This is a genomic window from Alkalicoccus chagannorensis DSM 18086, from assembly GCF_000429725.1.
GTDB classification, from domain to species: Bacteria; Bacillota; Bacilli; order Bacillales; family Salisediminibacteriaceae; genus Alkalicoccus; species Alkalicoccus chagannorensis.
In genome coordinates this window covers 33991-52521 of the sequence record NZ_AUCK01000008.1, presented here as the reverse complement: position 1 = coordinate 52521, position 18531 = coordinate 33991, and the positions used below count along the sequence as shown (strand labels likewise).

The following is an 18531-nucleotide window of genomic DNA, read 5'->3' as shown; positions in this document are numbered from 1 at the left end:
ACCTTAAGAAGGCCCTCACCATGTTTTGGTGAGGGCCTTCAGCATCAGGCAGGTTGATTGGTCCACTGACGTTTTCTACACTCGTGCGACGTCACAAAACCGGAGGCATCCTCCTGCCGCAGCGGCAGCAGGGGGGAAGATCCGGGATTAGTCGAACAGAGCCTCTTTCACCGCTCCCCAGGCCTTATCACGGCCGAGGGATGTTTCCGATGAAAAGAGAATGAGGGTATCTTCTTCTCCAGGTTCAAGCGTCTCCCGGATTCGTTTCGCATACGATTGATGCTTCCCTTTTGGGACCTTGTCCATCTTCGTGGCGATCAGAATAACGGGAATTTCAAAGTGCTTCAGCCAGTTGTACATCATCACGTCATCTTCGGTCGGCTGATGCCTGCCGTCGACAAGCTGTATAACGGATTTCAGCTGTTCCCGTTCCTGAAAATACGCTTCCATCACTCTTCCCCATGCTTCACGTTCCTTTTTCGACACTTTGGCATATCCGTAGCCTGGAACGTCTACGAAATGAAACCGGTCATTGATCCAGTAGTAGTTCAGAGTCTGGGTTTTTCCGGGCGAGCCGGAAGTACGGGCGAGCCCTTTTCGTCCCAGCATGTTATTGATAAAAGAAGACTTCCCTACGTTGGATCGTCCGGACAAAGCGACTTCCGGAAAGGGGCCTTTCGGAAACTGCTCCGGCTGTGCTGCACTGATTGTCAGTTCAGCTGCTGTAATTTTCATATTTTTTCCTCCACTGCAAGCGCATGCTCCAGCACTTCATCCAGATGAGAGACCGGGATGAAAGTCAGTTCCCTGCGGACGCTGTCCGGTACATCTTCCAGATCCTTCTCATTATCTTTAGGAATAATAATGTGCGTTAAGCCGGCGCGGTGTGCGCTCATTGATTTTTCTTTCAGGCCGCCGATCGGCAGCACTCGTCCCCGGAGCGTAATTTCGCCGGTCATGCCGACTTCTTTCCGCACCGGCTGGTTCGTCAGTGCCGATATAAGAGCCGTTGCCATCGTAATCCCTGCGGAAGGGCCGTCTTTCGGCGTCGCTCCTTCAGGAACATGAATGTGAATATCATATTTGGAAGTGAAATCGGCATCCACGTTCAATTCGTCCGCTTTCGTCCGGATATAGCTGAAGGCCGCCTGGGCAGATTCTTTCATGACATCACCGAGCTTCCCGGTGAGCGTCAGCTTCCCTTCTCCGGGGGCAAGCGCCACTTCGATATTCAACGTGTCGCCGCCTGCTGCGGTATAGGCAAGTCCAGTTGCAGCACCGATCTGGTTTTCCAGTTCCGCTTTGCCGTGTCTGAATCGTTTGCTGCCGAGCATGTCTTCCAGCGTTTTTGCGGTGACGACAACCCGCTTCTTCTCTCCGGATACGATCGATTTCGCTGCTTTCCGGCAGACAGATGCCAGCTCGCGTTCCAGGTTACGGACCCCGGCTTCCCTCGTGTAATGGCGGATGAGGTGAATTAACGCTTCATCTCTTACCTGCAGCGAGTTTTTGGACAGTCCATGGTCTTCCACCTGCTTCGGAAGAAGGTACCCTTTGGCGATTTCCACCTTTTCCACCTCGGTATATCCCGGGATGTGGATGACCTCCATGCGGTCTTTCAACGCCGGCGGGATCGCTCCGATATTATTTGCTGTAGTGACAAACATAACCTGGGACAGATCATACGGTTCCTCGATGAAGTGATCACTGAACGTATGGTTCTGCTCGGGATCCAGCACCTCCAGCAGGGCAGCGGATGGATCGCCGCGGAAATCGTTTGCCATTTTATCGATTTCATCCAGCAGGAAGACCGGATTCGTGGATTCTGCTTTTTTCATACCCTGAATGATTCTTCCCGGCATGGCGCCGACATACGTTCGGCGGTGTCCGCGGATTTCCGCCTCGTCACGGACACCCCCGAGGGAGATCCTGACGAAATGGCGTCCAAGGGAGCGGGAAATGGACTTTGCGAGTGACGTCTTCCCGACTCCGGGCGGTCCGGATAAACAGAGTATAGGGCCTTTCAGTTTTTCTGTCAGCTGCTGGACCGCGAGATATTCCAGCACCCGCTCTTTCACTTTTTCCAGCCCGTAATGATCTTCATCCAGAATTTTCTCGGACCGTTTGATATCGAGAACGTCTTCTGTGCTTGTTGTCCATGGAATCTGCGTCAACCACTCGATGTAGTTTCGAATGACAGAGCTTTCTGCAGCGTTCGCCGGCATACGCTCATAGCGCTTCAGTTCCTTCAGTGCTTTCTCTTCGACCGAATCAGGCATCGCGGAATCCTCAATTTTTTCGCGGAGCTCTTCGGATTCACTCTCTTTGCCTTCCCGTTCGCCCAGTTCTTTTTGGATCGCCTTCATTTGTTCACGAAGATAGTATTCCTTCTGGGTTTTCTCCATCGATTTTTTCACGCGCTGCCCAATCTTTTTCTCCAGTCCGAGCACTTCCCGTTCGTTCGAGAGAATGCGGAGCATCAGCTTGAGACGTTCTTCCAGATCGAGCGTCTCCAGCACTTCCTGCTTCTGCACGATTTTAAGCGGCAGGTGCGAAGCAATAATGTCTGCCAGACGGCCGGGTTCGACGATGTCCGACACGGACGCGAACGTTTCCTGTGTGATTTTTTTGGAAATTTGAGTGTACTGCTCAAACTGCTCGAGCACGTTTCGCATAAGCGCCTGTTCCTGCACGGATGCTTCCTGCCGTTCGTCGATCGTTTTGATATGAACAGCAGTATACTCATCTTTCTCTTCCAGCGACTGCACCCGTCCTCGATCCAGTCCTTCTACGAGGACTCGAATCGTTCCGTTCGGCAGTTTCAGCATCTGTTTTACTTTCGCTGTCGTTCCAACCGTATATAAATCCTGTGTATCCGGCTCTTCTGTGCCCACTTCTTTCTGTGTCAGCAGAAAAATGAGATTGTCTTCGACCATGGCCTGTTCCAGACCACTGACCGACTTCTTTCGGCCGACATCCAGATGAAGCACCATAGTCGGATAGACCAGGAGCCCCCGCAGCGGCAGAAGCGGCATGGTCTGCTCTTTACTCTTTGTCATCACCGGCACCTCCGTTATCTCGTTACGTTCCTTACCGTTCTATACCCTGACAGCCGCCGGAGGAAAAGTTTCTTTTCCCTCCGGCGTTTTCTGGTCAGGACAAAAAAAGTGCACCGTTCGGCGCGGCGCTCCTGGAAGGAACGATATCCGCGCCGGTGGTGCACTCTGATCTGCATTTGGTTTATGCGCTTTCTTTCGGCTCCTGAGGAATCTCCGCGCCATCTTCATCGATGAGTGTCGGTGCTTTGCTGTCACGAACGGTTGCGTCCGTGATGACACATTTCACGATATCATCTCTCGACGGAAGATCGTACATCACATCGAGCATGAGTGATTCGATGATGGATCGGAGTCCACGTGCTCCCGTTTTTCGTTCGATCGCCAGCCGTGCGACTTCCCGGAGCGCTTCGTCTGTAAATTCCAGCTCCACATCATCGAGCTCCAGAAGCTTCTTGTACTGCTTGACGAGTGCGTTTTTCGGTGCAGTCAGAATTTCCACAAGCGCTTCTTCATCCAGGTACTCCAGGGAAGCGATGACCGGCATACGCCCGATAAACTCAGGGATCAGGCCGTATCGGAGAAGGTCTTCCGGTAGAATTTTAGACAGGTACTGGTCTTCTTCCAGACCTGCATTCTCCTGTTCTGAACCGAAACCGATGACTTTCTTACCTAGACGGCGCTTGATGATCTGATCGATTCCGTCAAACGCACCACCAATAACAAACAGCACGTTGGTTGTATCAATCTGGATGAATTCCTGATGAGGATGCTTACGTCCACCCTGCGGCGGTACACTTGCCGTTGTTCCTTCGAGAATTTTCAGCAGTGCCTGCTGTACCCCTTCACCGGATACGTCCCGGGTGATCGATGGGTTCTCTGACTTACGTGCAACCTTATCAATCTCATCGATGTAAATGATGCCGCGTTCCGCTTTTTCTACGTCGTAATCTGCTGCCTGAATCAGCTTGAGCAGAATGTTTTCCACGTCTTCACCGACATAGCCGGCTTCCGTCAGCGACGTAGCATCGGCGATCGCGAATGGGACGTTCAGAATTCTTGCCAGCGTCTGAGCAAGCAGGGTTTTCCCGCTTCCGGTAGGACCGATCAGGCAGATGTTACTCTTCGCGAGCTCGACCTCATCGTTTTTGCCGGAAGAGGCATTAATACGCTTATAATGGTTATAAACGGCTACAGACAGCGTTTTCTTCGCTTTATCCTGACCGATAACATATTCATTGAGAATGTCACGGATTTCCTGCGGCTTCGGAATATCTTCCAGTTCTACTTCTTCTTCCGAGCCCAGTTCCTCTTCGACAATTTCGGTGCAGAGTTCGATGCATTCGTCACAGATATAGACACCGGGACCTGCCACCAGCTTACGTACCTGATCCTGTGTTTTTCCGCAGAACGAACACTTCAGCTGGCCTTTTTCTTCATTGAACTTGAACATAATTGTTCACCCCTCTTAATAAGTATTGAAACATACGACAGAGATTACGCCAACTCTTCCGCATCTATTCAGGAAGGCTTCGTTACAAGCAGCCTCCTCTCAACAGGAGTGAAGCAACGATCGGGCCTTTATCAGCTGTTCAATACGTTGATTGTACCATAGTTTTGAATTTCGTCCTATTTATACGATATGGACGGCACTTGAACCATTCCAAGCGTAGCGGAGAAACCTGCTGCCTGTCAAACAATTGCGTTTCCCCGATTCTGCCCGGCGCAGATGGATTATGTATGCAGAAACAAGGCACGTAGTTACGCGCCTTGCTTCATCAAAATTATTCGGATGCCTGGACAGCTTTGCTGTTGTCCACGAGGAAGTCGATCGCTTTACGAACTTGAAGATCGCCTTTGAGCATGTCCGTTCCGCCCTGCATGGCAAGGAGCTGACGAATTTCATCAACGGGGCGCTGGTACATTTCCGCCATGTTCTCCAGCTCTTTCTCCACGTCTTCTTCCGATGCTTCGAGGTTCTCCGCTGTAGCAATCGCTTCGAGCGTCATGTTCATGCGCACGCGCTTTTCAGCGTCTTCGCGGAACTGCTCTTTCATGCCTTCTTCGTCTGTCTGTGCAAACTGATAGTACATGTCAAGAGACATTCCCTGAGACTGCAGGCGCTGATCGAATTCCTGAAGCATGCGGTCCACTTCGCTGTCGATCATTGCTTGAGGAAGATCGATGGACGTGTTCTCTGTTGCTTTTTCAACGAGAGCGTCTTTCGTTTCCATCTCAGCCTGCTGCTTTTTATCGTTTTCAAGCTTTTCTCTCACGCCTTTTTTCAGGTCGTCAAACGATTCGTAGGACTCATCCACATCTTTTGCAAACTCATCGTCAAGTTCCGGAAGTTCCTTCCGCTTGATTTCGTGGATGGTTACTTTGAACGTAGCAGCTTTTCCTGCGAGGTCTTCCGAGTGGTACTCTTCCGGGAAGGTTACTTCCACTTCGGTTTCCTGACCGGCTTTTTTGCCTGTCAGCTGCTCTTCAAATCCTGGGATGAACTGTCCAGAGCCGATTTCCAGGGAGTAGTTCTCTGCCTGGCCGCCTTCGAATGCTTCCCCGTCCACGAAACCTTCAAAGTCCATAACGACCGTGTCGCCTTCGGCTGCTTCGCCGTCTTCCACTGCCGTCAGCTCCGCGTGCTCTTCCTGCAGACGCTTCACATCTTCATCTACTTCCTCTTCCGTCACTTCCGTTTCCTTCTTCTCCACTTCCAGGCCTTTGTACTCGCCCAGTTCCACTTCCGGCTTGACTGTGACAGTCGCCTTGAATGTCAGTGGTTCGTTTTTCGCCATGTCATCAATGTCGATATCCGGACGGTCGACCGGATCGATCCCGGCTTCGTCGACTGCTTCGGAGTATGCTTCCGGAAGAAGAATGTCCAGTGCATCCTGGTATAGTGCTTCTACACCAAAACGCTGTTCAAAAATGGGACGAGGTACCTTCCCTTTACGGAATCCTGGTACGTTCACGTCTTTCACCACTTTTTGGAATGCCTGATCCAGCGCGGCATTGACTCTTTTTGCATCTACTTCTACGGTAAGGACGCCTGTGTTTCCGTCCTGCTTTTCCCAATTTACTGCCATAGGATTTATTCCCTCCAACATCAAGTTCATCGTTTTCTGTTCTCTAAACAACCATTATATTATAACATAGGTTGTGCGCTTTTCAATGTTTTCTCTTTGATTCTTCCTCTATCTTTCTCTAGTTATGTATTACTCCATCATCGGTGCTTCCTGCTCGATTTTTTCGAGCATCGCTTCCGCCTCTTCTACTTCCTGCTCGTCTGCGGCTGCCCCTTCACGATCCTCTTCGAGTGTGCTGTACATCAGCCTTCTTCCAGTCCGGTAAAGAGCTTCGGCCCATACGTCCGGCTTCAGCGGCTTGGGCTCTTTCGGGTAGAGCGCAAAGAGGAAGTGCCACCATACGTCTTCAATCAGCTGCTGCAGGGAGGGATCGCTGTATGTAAAGTCCTTTTTCAGCAGTTCGAGCACCTCATAGCCGAACTCTTTATGGCCGAGGTCCATGTTCTCCGACACTGTTACCGGCCAGCATTCCTGGAACTTGCACACTTCAAATTGTTCGAAGCATTCCAGTTCGCGTAAAATCTCCAGCATGTAACTTTTCAGTACCGGATGCTGTTCATTATCTTTCAGAAAGCTGCGGTACACTTTCTTTACTTCTTTCTGATCATACTGCTTCAGCTGCTGCATGGCTCCGAGCTGCTGCGGCGGTCTGCCTTGTTCGAGGCGCTCCTCCAGTTCTTTCGGTGGAAAGGCACTCGTCATCTTCTGCCCCGGGTGGGTCGTGGTCATTTCACGGGCAAAATGAAGCAGTTCATAGAAATGTTCCGCTTTGTCTGCCGGCAGCCGGTCTTCTTCCATCACACCTTCCAGCATCGTCGTGACTTCTTCGTAATCTCCGAGCTGGACGAGAATGGATATGTACACCTGCATCACTTCATAATAATCGCCGATGCCTTCCTCCAGCATCGATCGGCAGTGCTTTTTCGCTTCCTCCAGATTTTCCAGCTCCACGTGGGCGAGCACAATTCCGTAGCGTGCCTGGGCGTGTTCGGGTTCTATGGAGATAATCTGCTCGAAATACGTGACTGCCTGCTCCGGCTCTTTTTCTTTGAGAGCACGCATCCCTTTGTCCGCCAGCCGGTGCGTAAGGCCGGGAAAATGGACAATATTATCTTGATCTTCTTTTCTAGTCATTTCTTCCCTCCTCTCCTGCCTAAGTCCTACGTTCAGTGTATCAATGTAAGGCCGAAAAAACAATCAATCGAGATGCGGCCTCTTCTCCCTTTTCCGTACAAGGATCACAGCGGGAACATCCTCCGCTGCGCGCTTCTCTAGTTTATGCAGCCATCCACGAGTGGTTGGACCGCTTTTTGTATTATACCCTTTTTCAGCCCAGGACGAACCTGGGGTATCTGCATCAGCTTGAAACGATGAGTGATTCAATGAAAAAACCTCCTGCAGGGCAGGAGGTGGAATGTAAATGGATGGCGTCCCAGGCAGGACTCGAACCTGCGACCCACAGCTTAGAAGGCTGTTGCTCTATCCAGCTGAGCTACTGGGACGTGCACGGATCAGCAGGCTGTTCTGCTGTCAGCGACAATATCCAATATAAACAATTGCGGGGCCGCTGTCAACCTTCGAGCTGAAAAGTTTTTGACAGTTCTTCCGCTTCTCTTCCATCCATCTTGTAAAATCTCACGTGCAGACTGCTTCCGTTCTTTTCCGCAAGGACGTACGTTCCTTCCGGATACTGACGGGGGAGACGCATGCTGCCAGGGTTGATGAGCACCGTGCCGTCACTCTGGACAGCTGTCGGCGTGTGCGTGTGACCGAAGCAGACGAGATCGGCCTGTTCTTCGTCGGCTTTATACAGCAGGTTCATCGAGGTTGTTTTTACACTGAGCAGATGTCCGTGTGCTGCAAACACACGGAGTCCTTCTACGGTCTCTGAAATTTCATTCGGGAGATGATGGTCCATGTCGCAGTTGCCGCGGACAGTCTGTACATCCTGCAGCGCAGCGGAGGCAGCAGACAGCTCGGAATCGCCACAGTGGAAGATGCCGTCTACTTCTGACCGGTGGCGTTCCACCACCTCTTTCACTTCCTGATCCCAGCCGTGGCTGTCACTCATAATCAACAGTTTCATTCGTCCGCCTCCTTCCAGTTGGTCCAGACGTTGGATAATTTCTTCAATGCATCCGCCCGGTGGCTGATGTCGTTTTTTTCATCCCGTTCCAATTCCGCCATCACCTTGTTCCGATCCGGTAAATAGAAGAGGGGGTCATAGCCGAATCCTTCTGTCCCCCGCAGGCTTTGAGCAATTTCTCCTTCCACCGTACCTCGGACAAGAATGGTGTCCTCTCCGGGGAAGGACAGGGCGAGGACGCAGACGAACCTAGCGCGCCGGTCTTCTATCCCGCTCATTTTTTCCAGAAGCAGGGCATTGTTGGCGCTGTCCTCTTTTTGTTCTCCGGCAAAACGTGCAGAGTAAACGCCAGGAGCGCCGTCCAGCGCGTCGACTTCCAGGCCGGAATCGTCGGCCAGAACAGGGATGTCGAACTTCCGCCCGATTTCCTCCGCCTTTTTCGCTGCATTTTCTTCAAACGTCGTGCCGTCTTCAACGACATCCACCTCTTCCGGCAGGTCAGACAGAGATTTTACCGTAAACCCTTTCGGTTCAAAGAATGCTTTAAACTCTTTCATTTTTCCGGCATTGTTCGAAGCAATGAAGAGATCACGTGGCATGTGTCTCCTCCTTTTCCGCTGGAATGGTTGAGCCGAAGTCACCGAGAAGTTCCTTCTGCAGCTCAAACAGTTCGTCGATGCCGGACTCCGCTGCATCAAGCATGTCGTTCATCTGGTGGCGGTTGAAGGTCGCTTCTTCCCCGGTACCCTGTACTTCCACAAGGCGGCCGCCGCTTTTCATGACGACGTTCATGTCGACATCCGCCTGCGAGTCTTCCTTGTAATCGAGGTCCAGCAGCGTTTCGCCGCTGCTGTTCATACCGACGGAAATCGCAGCCAGATAGCCAGTGAGCGGGTTCTCTTTTAATGCTCCGTTTTTCATGAGTTTTTCGACCGCCAGACCAACAGCAAGAAAGGCGCCGGTGACCGCAGCCGTCCTGGTTCCTCCATCGGCTTGAATGACATCACAGTCCACCCAGATCGTTCGTTCTCCAAGCGTATCGAGCTGGACAACGGAGCGGAGGGCCCGGCCAATCAGCCGCTGGATCTCCATTGTTCTTCCGGCTACTTTCCCTTTCGAGGATTCCCGGATGTTCCGCTGTTCGGTTGCTCTCGGGAGCATCGCGTATTCCGCTGTGATCCAGCCTGTACCTTTGCCGCGCAGGAAAGGAGGTACTTTGTTTTCTACACTCGCAGAACAAATGACTTTCGTATCGCCGAAGGAAATAAGCACAGATCCTTCCGGATGTTTAATATAATGAGGAATGACTTCTACATTCCGTTTCTTTAATGCTGGACGATCGTTGGTCCGCATGCTGACACGCTCCTTTTATCTATCGATCCTTCTCACGTTCTATTACCTCTACTATCATACGTGCTGCGCTCGTTTTTTTCAACGGGCCTGCAGCGGGAATTCCGCAATGCAGCATCCAGGTAACAGCGCACCGCTGCTTTTCCTGCTTTTGGTCGGAACGGCGTGCGGAAGCGCTGCAAGCTTTTTGAGGGAAGAAAACGTGCTTTGTTTCTTCCCGAGCAGCGCATGGAGCCGCCGTCACACTGTATGAGAACTTTTACATTCCTATATTCTAAACAAACCTCCTCCTTCCCGGTAAGGGGAAAGAGGAGGTTCCGTCGCGAAAAACGCGAATGGTATGTGCTGATAAGGATAGCAGCGGATTACAAGTATCCTGCTGCGATGGGGGTTTCAAGTGTCACGTGTTCTACAGGGGATTCTTTCTCCAGCCATTCATCCGCTGTAAGGCTGAAAGCTTCGGCGCTTCCCGTGGTGAAGAAGCGGTGCTTCGGTCTGCGGTCTCCGCTGTACAGCATTTCCTGAAAGTACAGCAGTGAACTGACTTCCCGGGCCGTTTCCTCGCCGGAAGAAATAACCTTGACGCTGTCGCCCATCGTTTTCCGGATGACTGGTGCGAGGATCGGATAATGCGTACAGCCGAGAATCAGGCAGTCGATATCATACGCCATCATCGGAGCCAGGACCTCTTCAACGACGTCCGCTGCTTCGGCGAAGTCGGTCCTGCCGGATTCCACGAGCGGAACGAAAGGTGGACAGGCAAGGCTTACCACCCTTACGTCGCTGTTGATATCCGTAAGCTCCCGATGGTAGGCGCCGCTGTAGATGGTTCCTTCCGTCCCGATCACCCCGATATGTTCATTCCTCGTCGCCTTCAGCGCTGCCACAGCACCTGGATGGATAACTCCGATGATAGGAATTGGAAGCATCATCTTCGCTTCCTCCAGCACCACCGCGGTAGCTGTATTGCAGGCGATGACAAGCATTTTAATGTCTTTTTTCATTAAGTAATGGATCATTTCCCATGTATACTGACGCACTTCCGATTCGGGACGGGGCCCGTACGGACAACGTTTCGTGTCCCCTACGTATAAAATTTCTTCTTTCGGCAGCTGCCGGATCAGCTCGGAAGCAACGGTCAGTCCGCCCACCCCGGAATCAATGACGCCAATCGGTCTTCTTGCTTTGTCTTCGCCCTGCATATGCATCCTCTTTCTCTTTGGTGATCAGTCTCTGCTGTCGGTCGATGTCCCTGCCGGAATCGGCCCCGGCAGCGGAGACCGCCGCGGGCATCTGCGCTCGATGGCCCGCGGCAGGAAGGGAACGTCCCACGTCCCGGTATGAAGCTTCTCTTAAAACGATTTCCACGTCTCCGCATCCCGTTTCATTTCATCGAACAGCTGGCTCAGGCTCTGCTCCAGGAAATCGACGTTCTCACCGGAGAAATCATCCAGGACATGCTGCAGGTACACCTGACGCTGCTGAATCACTTCCTGGATGATCGTCCTGCCTTTGTCCAGCAGCTGAATCCTTACGACACGCCGGTCATTCGTGTCTTTTACCCGTTCCACAAGTTCGTTCTTTTCCATGCGGTCGATAAGGTCTGTCGTCGTACTGCAGGCGAGGTACATTTTGTTCGACAGCTCCCCGATTGTCATATCCCCGTACTCATGGAGCCATTGAAGGGCGACAAACTGCGGCGGCGTAATCGGAAATTCGTTTAAGATCTCACGGCCTTTCTGCTTGATGATGTCGGCAATCATCCGCAGCGATTTTTCAATAGCTGCCACCTGCTCCGGATTCGTTGTTACAACTTCAGACTTTTCAGCCATGATAGACTCCCCTTTCGATTCTTCAGCAATTACTACTATTGTCATCTTTTTTTATGTGAATATCAAGGCTGTACTGACAAAAAGTGCGCGAATTTTCAATCATATCCCTATCCATTGTCCTGCAGCATGATAGACGACAGCATCATAAAAAAGTTACAAAACAGCTCCACATCAGCGGCCGGGGCTCATTATAGGAAAATCCGGAGACAGCATGGGAACCGCCTCCGGATGGTGGAGAAAATAGATTATTTTTTTATGAAACGTTCCTGGACCAGCTCCTGTACTTCTGTGCTCGTTCGCAGCTGGAGCGCTTCTTCAGCTGCAGAAGCTGCCTCTTCTTTCGAGAGGCCGAGCAGCTGTGTACGCGCCGGCAGGATGGATGTCGCACTCATACTGAACTCGTCCAGTCCCAGGCCGAGCAGCAGTGGAATCGCCGTTTCATCGCCTGCCATTTCCCCGCACATGCCGGCCCATTTGCCTTTCGCATGTGCTGCATCAATCACCATCTTCACGAGATTCAGGATTGCAGGACTGTACGGCTGATACAGGTACGAGACCCGTTCGTTCATCCGGTCCGCTGCCATCGTGTACTGAATCAGGTCGTTGGTGCCGATGCTGAAGAAATCGACTTCTTCCGCAAACTGCGGTGCCATGACGGCTGTGGATGGGATCTCCACCATGATGCCGACTTCGAGCTCTTCTGCAGCAGCTGTACCTTCTTGTTTCAGCTTCTCCCGCTCGTCATCAAGAAGCGCCTTCGCCTGTCGGAATTCTTCCAGTGTCGCGATCATCGGAAACATGATTTTCAAGTTGCCAAAGGCGCCGGCACGAAGAAGGGCACGCAGCTGCGTCCGGAACATGTCTTCCATCTCCAGACAGAGGCGGATGGCACGGAAGCCGAGAAAAGGATTCATCTCATTCGGAAGGTCGAGGTAAGGAAGTTCCTTATCTCCCCCGATATCCAGCGTGCGAATCACGACCGGACGGCCGTTCATGCCTTCAGCAACCGCCTTATATGCTTTGAACTGTTCTTCTTCGGTAGGAAGCTCGTTTCGTCCCATGTAGAGAAACTCGGTGCGGTACAGACCAACACCTTCGGCTCCGTTTTCTTTCACCCCGTCGAGATCCTCAGGAGTCCCGATATTCGCAGCAAGCTCCACATGATGACCATCGGCAGAGACAGAGGGCTCGTCTTTCAGCTTCGCCCATTCTGCTTTCTTTTCTTCAAACTCTTCCTGCTTACGCCGGTAGGTCTGAAGTTCTTCCTCCGTCGGGTTAATGATAACGGTGCCGTCGATGCCATCAACAATCACCATCCCGTGCTGCTTGGTGCTGCTGGTTACTTCTTTCGTCCCGACGACGGCAGGGATCTCCAGCGAACGTGCCATAATAGCGGAATGGGAAGTTCTGCCGCCGATGTTCGTCACAAAGCCTTTCACGTACGTCTTATTCAGCTGCGCGGTATCTGATGGGGTCAGGTCCTCCCCGACGATGATAACTTCCTCATCCAGCTCTGCCAGTGAAACAATCGGCTTCCCAAGCAGATGGGAGAGGACACGTTTGGATACATCCCGGATATCCGCCGCGCGTTCTTTCATGTAGGCATTATCCATGCTCTCAAAGATCATGATGAATTCATCTGCTTTTTCATTCAGAGCGAAAGAGGCATTGATCTCATCGTCCTGTACTTTCTGTTTCACCGCATCGACGAATTCAGGATCACTCAGCACGAGCAGATGCGCGGAAAAGATCTCTGCATGCTCTTCTCCGAGGTCGTTCATCGTCTTCTCTTTGATCTGCTCCAGCTCCGCGCGCGACTTTTCCAGCGCTGCATCAAGAGACTGCAGCTCCTTTTTCACGTCGACGCCGGTCTTTTTCTCCACGGTTAAATCGGGTTCTTCGTAGCGGAAAGCCTTCGCAATAGCAATCCCGGCCGAAGCCCCGATGCCTGTGAGCTTTCTGCTCATTACTCAGACAGCCCCTGCTTCATGACTTCGTCGAGCGCAGAGATCGCTTCCTGTTCGTCCGGACCTTCCGCCTTGATGGTTACTTCCGCTCCCTGGCTGACACCGAGGGACATGACGCCCATGATGGACTTCAGGTTGACGGACTTCCCGTTATATTCAAGCGTTACTTCTGATTCAAACTGCCCCGCTTTGTTGACCAGCTGCGTAGCCGGACGTGCGTGGATTCCTGTCTCTGCGGTAATTTTGTACTGTTGTTCTGCCATGATCAAACACTCCTTTAATGGATTTGCTTCTTTTTTCATCATTCGAATTCACAATCAGAGAAACACGTTCATATGTTTTTCATCATACAAGTGAACGCTTCCAGGCGCAAGTTATACACAAAAAAAAGCATGAGCAGTACAGAGGGTAGACGACTCCGGTCCAACCTGCTGCATTACTCATGCCTGATCGTGTCAGTTACACGTAATGTGTATATTCAGTTCGTTCCTGCGGCAGATAAAAGGTGAAGCACAAGCTGGTTGTAACTTCTAGCTTCCGCTTTGGAACCGCCTGCCTTTTCGAGCATACGAATGATGTTACGTGAAATAGTATAGCATGAAGGATGAGATTCTTTCAACAACGAATCGATCTGCCGGTCCACCTCTTCCGTTCGATGCGCAACCGGCGTTTCAGCGAGCATCCGGATGTACTGGACGAGCTGCTGGAAAGCAGGATGCTGCCGGTCAAACGTGACGCCGAGCTTCTCTTCGGCATAGTGAACACACCGGGTAGTCAAATCCGGTTCGTGGCGGTCGGGGTGACGGACCGCACTCTGAATATGGAGGGTGATAAACCCGATTTCGGCATCCGGCAGGCGCAGGCCCGTCCGGCGATAAATAAAATCCACCACTTCTTCTGCAACGGCATACGTATCATAGTAGAGCCATTTCGTCTCTGTGAGAAACGGATTCTGAATCTCGGTTTCGTCCCGCGTGCGCTGCAATGCCAGAACGAGATGCTGGGTCAAAGCGAAATGGACCCGTTCATTGAGCTGTCTTCCAATCGCTTCATGAATCGTCGTCAGCGCTTCATGAATCATGAGCATCGTCTCTTCCGGTTCCTGCTGGGTCAAGCGGTAATACTGCTCCCGTTCCTGCTCATTGACGAGCGCATACACTTTATCGTAGCTGCTTGAATCGAATACTTGTCCCTGCCTGCGTCCGAACCCGATTCCTTTGCCGATAAAGACTGCTTCGCCCCCATCTTCCTTTTTACAGATGACAACGTTGTTATTCACTGCTTTCATCACCGTGTATGTGTCGTTCATAATACGCTCCTCCCGTTCTTCCCTATCATAAAGTGAGTCCCGGGAGGATGCAAGGAGATGACAGCGGCTTAAGCCTGCAGCTTCGCGCTGACAGCATCGGACCAGGGATGCGATTGTCCTGTCTGTTTATGAATCTGGACAATCCGCCCTCTGCCCGTCATGCAGAGCTCCTGCTTTTCATTCGTGACCATATAGTGAACGTCGATGGAGGTCCGGCCGACAGAGGCTGTCTTGACTCCGATGGTCAGTGCTTCTCCAAACGTCACCTGCCTGTGATAGTCACACTGCAGGTCTCCGGTCACGATAATCGACTCCCCTTCCATCCAGTCCTGCATCAGGCCGAGGGATTGAAAGTAGTTGATTCTCGCCTGCTCAAAATAAACAAAGGCAACCGTATTATTCACGTGACCGAACGCATCCGTTTCTGAAAAGCGCACGCGTGCATGATCAAAAAACGTGAATCCTTCCTGCCACTCGGCAGGGTTCTGTATGTAGGCCGGCATTCCCATTGTATCGACTCCTCCTCTAAAATGAATGACTATTCATTACTTGATGATAGAGAAGCCTGTCCTCCCGGAGGAGAACAGGCTCACTCGCTTACGCAGTGTTATCGGAACCAAAGAAGTTCTTGAACGACTGCAGTGTTGTCGCACGGTTGAGTGCTGCGATTGAGGTTGTCAGCGGAATTTCCTTCGGGCACGCCTCAACACAGTTCTGAGAGTTCCCGCAGTTTGCAATACCGCCGTCGCCTTCCATCAGCGTTTCAAGACGTTCCGCTTTGTGCATCGCCCCTGTCGGATGGGCGTTAAAGAGACGCACCTGGGACAGAGCTGCCGGCCCGATGAAATCGGACTTGTCGTTTACGTTCGGGCAGGCCTGCAGGCAGACACCGCAGGACATGCACTTGGAGAGCTCGTACGCCCACTGGCGCTTCGCTTCCGGCATTCTCGGTCCTGGTCCAAGGTCGTGCGTGCCGTCGATCGGCACCCAGGCCTTGACCCGCTTCAGCGAGTCGAACATGCGGCTGCGATCGACAGTCAGATCACGCATAACCGGGAACGTATTCATCGGCTCGAGGCGGATCGGCTGTTCCAGCTTATCAATCAGCGCCGTACAGGACTGTCTCGGTTTACCGTTGATGACCATAGAACAGGCACCGCAGACTTCTTCCAGACAGCTTGCATCCCAAGCGACCGGCGTCGTGTTGTTCCCTTCGGCATCCACCGGGTTACGGCGGATTTCCATCAGTGCGGAAATGACGTTCATGTTGCTTCGATAAGGAATCGAAAACTTCTGCTCGTAGGAAGAACTATCCGGATCTTCCTGACGTACGATGATCATTTCGATTGTCTGGTCGCTCATGCCTTTTCACCAGCTTTCTTGGTAGAGGTATAGTCGCGTTTCCGTGGAGGAATCAGCGAAACGTCTACATCTTCGTATTCAAATTCGGGATCTTTCGATACCGGATTGTATTTTGCTTTCGTTGTTTTCAGGAAGTCTTCGTCGTTACGTTCCGGAAACTCCGGCTTGTAATGAGCGCCGCGGCTCTCATTTCGGTTGTAGGCGCCGAGCGTTAGAACCCGCGCCAGGTTGAGCATCGACTTCAACTGACGGACAAACATCGCACTCTGGTTTGTCCATTTCGCCGTGTCAGCCAGATTGATCTTCTCATAGCGCTCCAGCAGTTCCTTGATCTTATCATCCGTCTCCCGAAGTTTCTTGTTGTCCCGGACAACCGTCACGTTCTCTGTCATCCACTGACCAAGCTCCTGGTGAATCTGGAAGGCATTCTCTTCCCCGTTCATGCTGAGAATGTTCTCAAAGGACTCCTGATCCTCCTGTACCTGCTTATCAAAAATATCACTGGGCATATCTTCCGCAGACTTTTCCAGTCCGAGCACGTAGTCCACCGCGTTCGGTCCGGCAACCATGCCGCCATAGATAGAAGAGAGCAGCGAGTTTGCTCCGAGGCGGTTCGCACCATGGATGGAGTAATCTACTTCTCCGGCTGCGAACAGTCCAGGAATGTTGGTCATCTGATCGTAGTCGACCCAGAGACCGCCCATGGAATAGTGCACGGCAGGGAAGATTTTCATTGGTACTTTACGCGGATCATCGCCCATGAACTTCTCATAGATCTCCATGATGCCGCCGAGTTTGATGTCGAGTTCTTTTGGATCCTTATGGGAGAGGTCCAGATACACCATGTTCTCCCCGTTGATGCCGCGCTTCAGGTCGACACAGACGTGGAAAATTTCACGTGTGGCGATATCCCGTGGGACGAGGTTGCCGTATGCAGGATACTTCTCTTCCAGGAAGTACCACGGCTTGCCGTTCTCATCATACGTCCATACTCGACCGCCTTCTCCGCGGGCCGACTCACTCATCAGTCGCAGCTTGTCATCTCCCGGGATAGCCGTTGGGTGAATCTGAATGAATTCCCCGTTCGCGTAGTAAACACCCTGCTCATAGACGGCCGCTGCAGCATAGCCGGTATTGATCATGGAGTTCGTCGACTTCCCGAAGACGATACCAGGTCCTCCCGTCGCCATGATGACGGCATCCGAGCGGAAAGATTCAATTTCCGAGGAATTCAGGTTTTGCGCGGTAATCCCGCGGCAGGCGTTGTCTTCATCCAGAACAGCATGCAGAAACTCCCAGCCTTCGTATTTCGTTACGAGACCGTTCGTCTCATGACGCCGAACCTGCTCATCCAGTGCGTAAAGCAGCTGCTGGCCGGTCGTTGCTCCGGCATAGGCAGTACGGTGGTGCTGTGTTCCACCGAAACGCCGCAGAGACAGAAGTCCTTCCGGCGTCCGGTTGAACATCACGCCCATACGGTCGAGCAGATGGATAATGCCTGGTGCGGCATCCGCCATGGCCTTTACGGGCGGCTGGTTGGCAAGAAAGTCTCCGCCATAGACAGAGTCGTCAAAATGCTCCCAGGTAGAGTCCCCTTCCCCCATTGTGTTCAGGGCACCATTGATGCCGCCCTGGGCACAGACAGAGTGGGAACGTTTAACGGGTACAATGGAGAAAAGTTTTACGTGCTTCCCTTTTTCTGCTGCTTTGATTGTTGCCATCAGGCCGGCCAGGCCGCCTCCGACAACAATAATATCTCCTTTACTCATGCGATCGACACTCCTTCGTATGCTACACGCCGACAAATGCGAGGATTGAGCGGATACCGACGAATGTCAGTGCAGCGAAAACCCCGATTGAAACGTACGTGGCAATTTGTTGGGAACGCGGCGTTACAGTAATACCCCATGTGACAGCAAAAGACCAGAGACCGTTTGCGAAATGGAAGGTTGTTGCCGTAATACCGATAATATAAGCGATTAAAGCGGCCGGGTTGGCGACAATATCTTCCATCATGCTGAAGTTGACTTCGGCGCCAAAGGCAGCGGCGAGTCTCGTCTCCCACACATGCCAAGTGATAAATATTAATACGATGACACCGGAAATCCGCTGGAAGCGGAACATCCAATTTCGGAAATAGCCGAACTGGGATGTGTTGTTGCGGGCCTGAAAGGCGATATACAGGCCATAGACTGCGTGGAAAATGATCGGTAGGAAAATGAGGCCAATTTCCATGGCGTAACGGAACGGCAGTGCTTCCATGAAAGCGGCAGCCGCGTTATACTCTTCACGCCCGCGTACTGCAAACCAGTTCACGGTTAGGTGAACGATGAGAAATGCCCCGATCGGAATGACACCGAGCAGGGAGTGGAGCCTTCGGTACAAAAACTCGCGGTTAGATGACATCTGACTTTCCCCCTAGACACGTTGGTTTGTTACGATAAATGTCATTGTGTTCAATCCCCTCCCTTTCTTGATCC

At 52.0% G+C, this 18531-nt stretch carries 17 protein-coding genes and 1 tRNA gene; all 18 read right to left on the bottom strand.

Going from position 1 to position 18531, the window contains the following annotated elements:
- Positions 1–147 precede the first annotated feature (147 nt).
- The 18 genes from yihA to G477_RS0106605 all read right to left on the bottom strand — a co-directional run bounded on the left by yihA (position 148) and on the right by G477_RS0106605 (position 18457).
- Entirely contained in the window at positions 148–735 is a 588-nt protein-coding gene (gene yihA, locus G477_RS0106695) for a ribosome biogenesis GTP-binding protein YihA/YsxC (protein WP_026697285.1), read from the bottom strand.
- The gene (gene lon / locus G477_RS0106690) at positions 732–3059 is read right to left on the bottom strand and encodes an endopeptidase La (protein ID WP_026697284.1); all 2328 of its coding nucleotides are present in this window, start codon (positions 3057–3059) and stop codon (positions 732–734) included. Before lon ends, yihA begins: the two co-directional genes overlap by 4 nt.
- Positions 3060–3240: 181 nt before the next feature.
- On the bottom strand, positions 3241–4509 hold the full coding sequence (gene clpX / locus G477_RS0106685; protein ID WP_026697283.1) for an ATP-dependent protease ATP-binding subunit ClpX: 1269 nt from the start codon (positions 4507–4509) through the stop codon (positions 3241–3243).
- A gap of 331 nt (positions 4510–4840) precedes the next feature.
- Positions 4841–6145: a trigger factor gene (gene tig / locus G477_RS0106680; RefSeq protein WP_026697282.1), complete on the bottom strand. Its 1305-nt coding sequence runs from the start codon at positions 6143–6145 to the stop codon at positions 4841–4843.
- A 129-nt stretch (positions 6146–6274) separates the two neighbouring features.
- Complete coding sequence (locus G477_RS18930; protein ID WP_051287758.1) at positions 6275–7279, bottom strand: tetratricopeptide repeat protein; 1005 nt, start codon at positions 7277–7279, stop codon at positions 6275–6277.
- 291 nt (positions 7280–7570) lie between these two features.
- Positions 7571–7647 (bottom strand) — tRNA-Arg (locus tag G477_RS0106665).
- A 68-nt stretch (positions 7648–7715) separates the two neighbouring features.
- Positions 7716–8231: a metallophosphoesterase family protein gene (locus G477_RS0106660; RefSeq protein ID WP_026697280.1), complete on the bottom strand. Its 516-nt coding sequence runs from the start codon at positions 8229–8231 to the stop codon at positions 7716–7718.
- Positions 8228–8830, bottom strand: a complete 603-nt coding sequence (locus G477_RS0106655; protein WP_026697279.1) for an XTP/dITP diphosphatase — start codon at positions 8828–8830, stop codon at positions 8228–8230. Before G477_RS0106655 ends, G477_RS0106660 begins: the two co-directional genes overlap by 4 nt.
- Complete coding sequence (gene rph, locus G477_RS0106650; protein ID WP_026697278.1) at positions 8820–9584, bottom strand: ribonuclease PH; 765 nt, start codon at positions 9582–9584, stop codon at positions 8820–8822. The genes G477_RS0106655 and rph overlap by 11 nt, the downstream gene beginning before the upstream one ends.
- A 362-nt stretch (positions 9585–9946) precedes the next feature.
- The gene (racE, locus tag G477_RS0106645; protein ID WP_035211449.1) at positions 9947–10783 is read right to left on the bottom strand and encodes a glutamate racemase; all 837 of its coding nucleotides are present in this window, start codon (positions 10781–10783) and stop codon (positions 9947–9949) included.
- A 150-nt stretch (positions 10784–10933) separates the two neighbouring features.
- Positions 10934–11413: a MarR family winged helix-turn-helix transcriptional regulator gene (locus G477_RS0106640; protein WP_026697276.1), complete on the bottom strand. Its 480-nt coding sequence runs from the start codon at positions 11411–11413 to the stop codon at positions 10934–10936.
- A gap of 245 nt (positions 11414–11658) precedes the next feature.
- Positions 11659–13380 (bottom strand): phosphoenolpyruvate--protein phosphotransferase, encoded by a 1722-nt coding sequence (gene ptsP / locus G477_RS0106635; RefSeq protein WP_026697275.1) that lies wholly within the window; start codon positions 13378–13380, stop codon positions 11659–11661.
- Positions 13380–13643, bottom strand: a complete 264-nt coding sequence (locus tag G477_RS0106630; protein WP_026697274.1) for a phosphocarrier protein HPr — start codon at positions 13641–13643, stop codon at positions 13380–13382. The genes ptsP and G477_RS0106630 overlap by 1 nt, the downstream gene beginning before the upstream one ends.
- Before the next feature lie 215 nt (positions 13644–13858).
- Positions 13859–14689, bottom strand: coding sequence for a PRD domain-containing protein (locus G477_RS18925; RefSeq protein ID WP_051287756.1), 831 nt, complete (start codon positions 14687–14689; stop codon positions 13859–13861).
- Positions 14690–14757: 68 nt separating this feature from the next.
- Positions 14758–15198, bottom strand: coding sequence for an acyl-CoA thioesterase (locus tag G477_RS0106620; RefSeq protein WP_026697273.1), 441 nt, complete (start codon positions 15196–15198; stop codon positions 14758–14760).
- 88 nt (positions 15199–15286) lie between these two features.
- Complete coding sequence (gene sdhB / locus G477_RS0106615; RefSeq protein WP_026697272.1) at positions 15287–16051, bottom strand: succinate dehydrogenase iron-sulfur subunit; 765 nt, start codon at positions 16049–16051, stop codon at positions 15287–15289.
- The gene (gene sdhA, locus G477_RS0106610; RefSeq protein WP_026697271.1) at positions 16048–17820 is read right to left on the bottom strand and encodes a succinate dehydrogenase flavoprotein subunit; all 1773 of its coding nucleotides are present in this window, start codon (positions 17818–17820) and stop codon (positions 16048–16050) included. The genes sdhB and sdhA overlap by 4 nt, the downstream gene beginning before the upstream one ends.
- A gap of 22 nt (positions 17821–17842) precedes the next feature.
- Positions 17843–18457 carry a succinate dehydrogenase cytochrome b558 subunit gene (locus G477_RS0106605; protein ID WP_026697270.1) on the bottom strand — a complete coding sequence of 205 codons (615 nt, stop codon included), beginning with the start codon at positions 18455–18457 and terminating at the stop codon, positions 17843–17845.
- Positions 18458–18531: the final 74 nt, after the last annotated feature.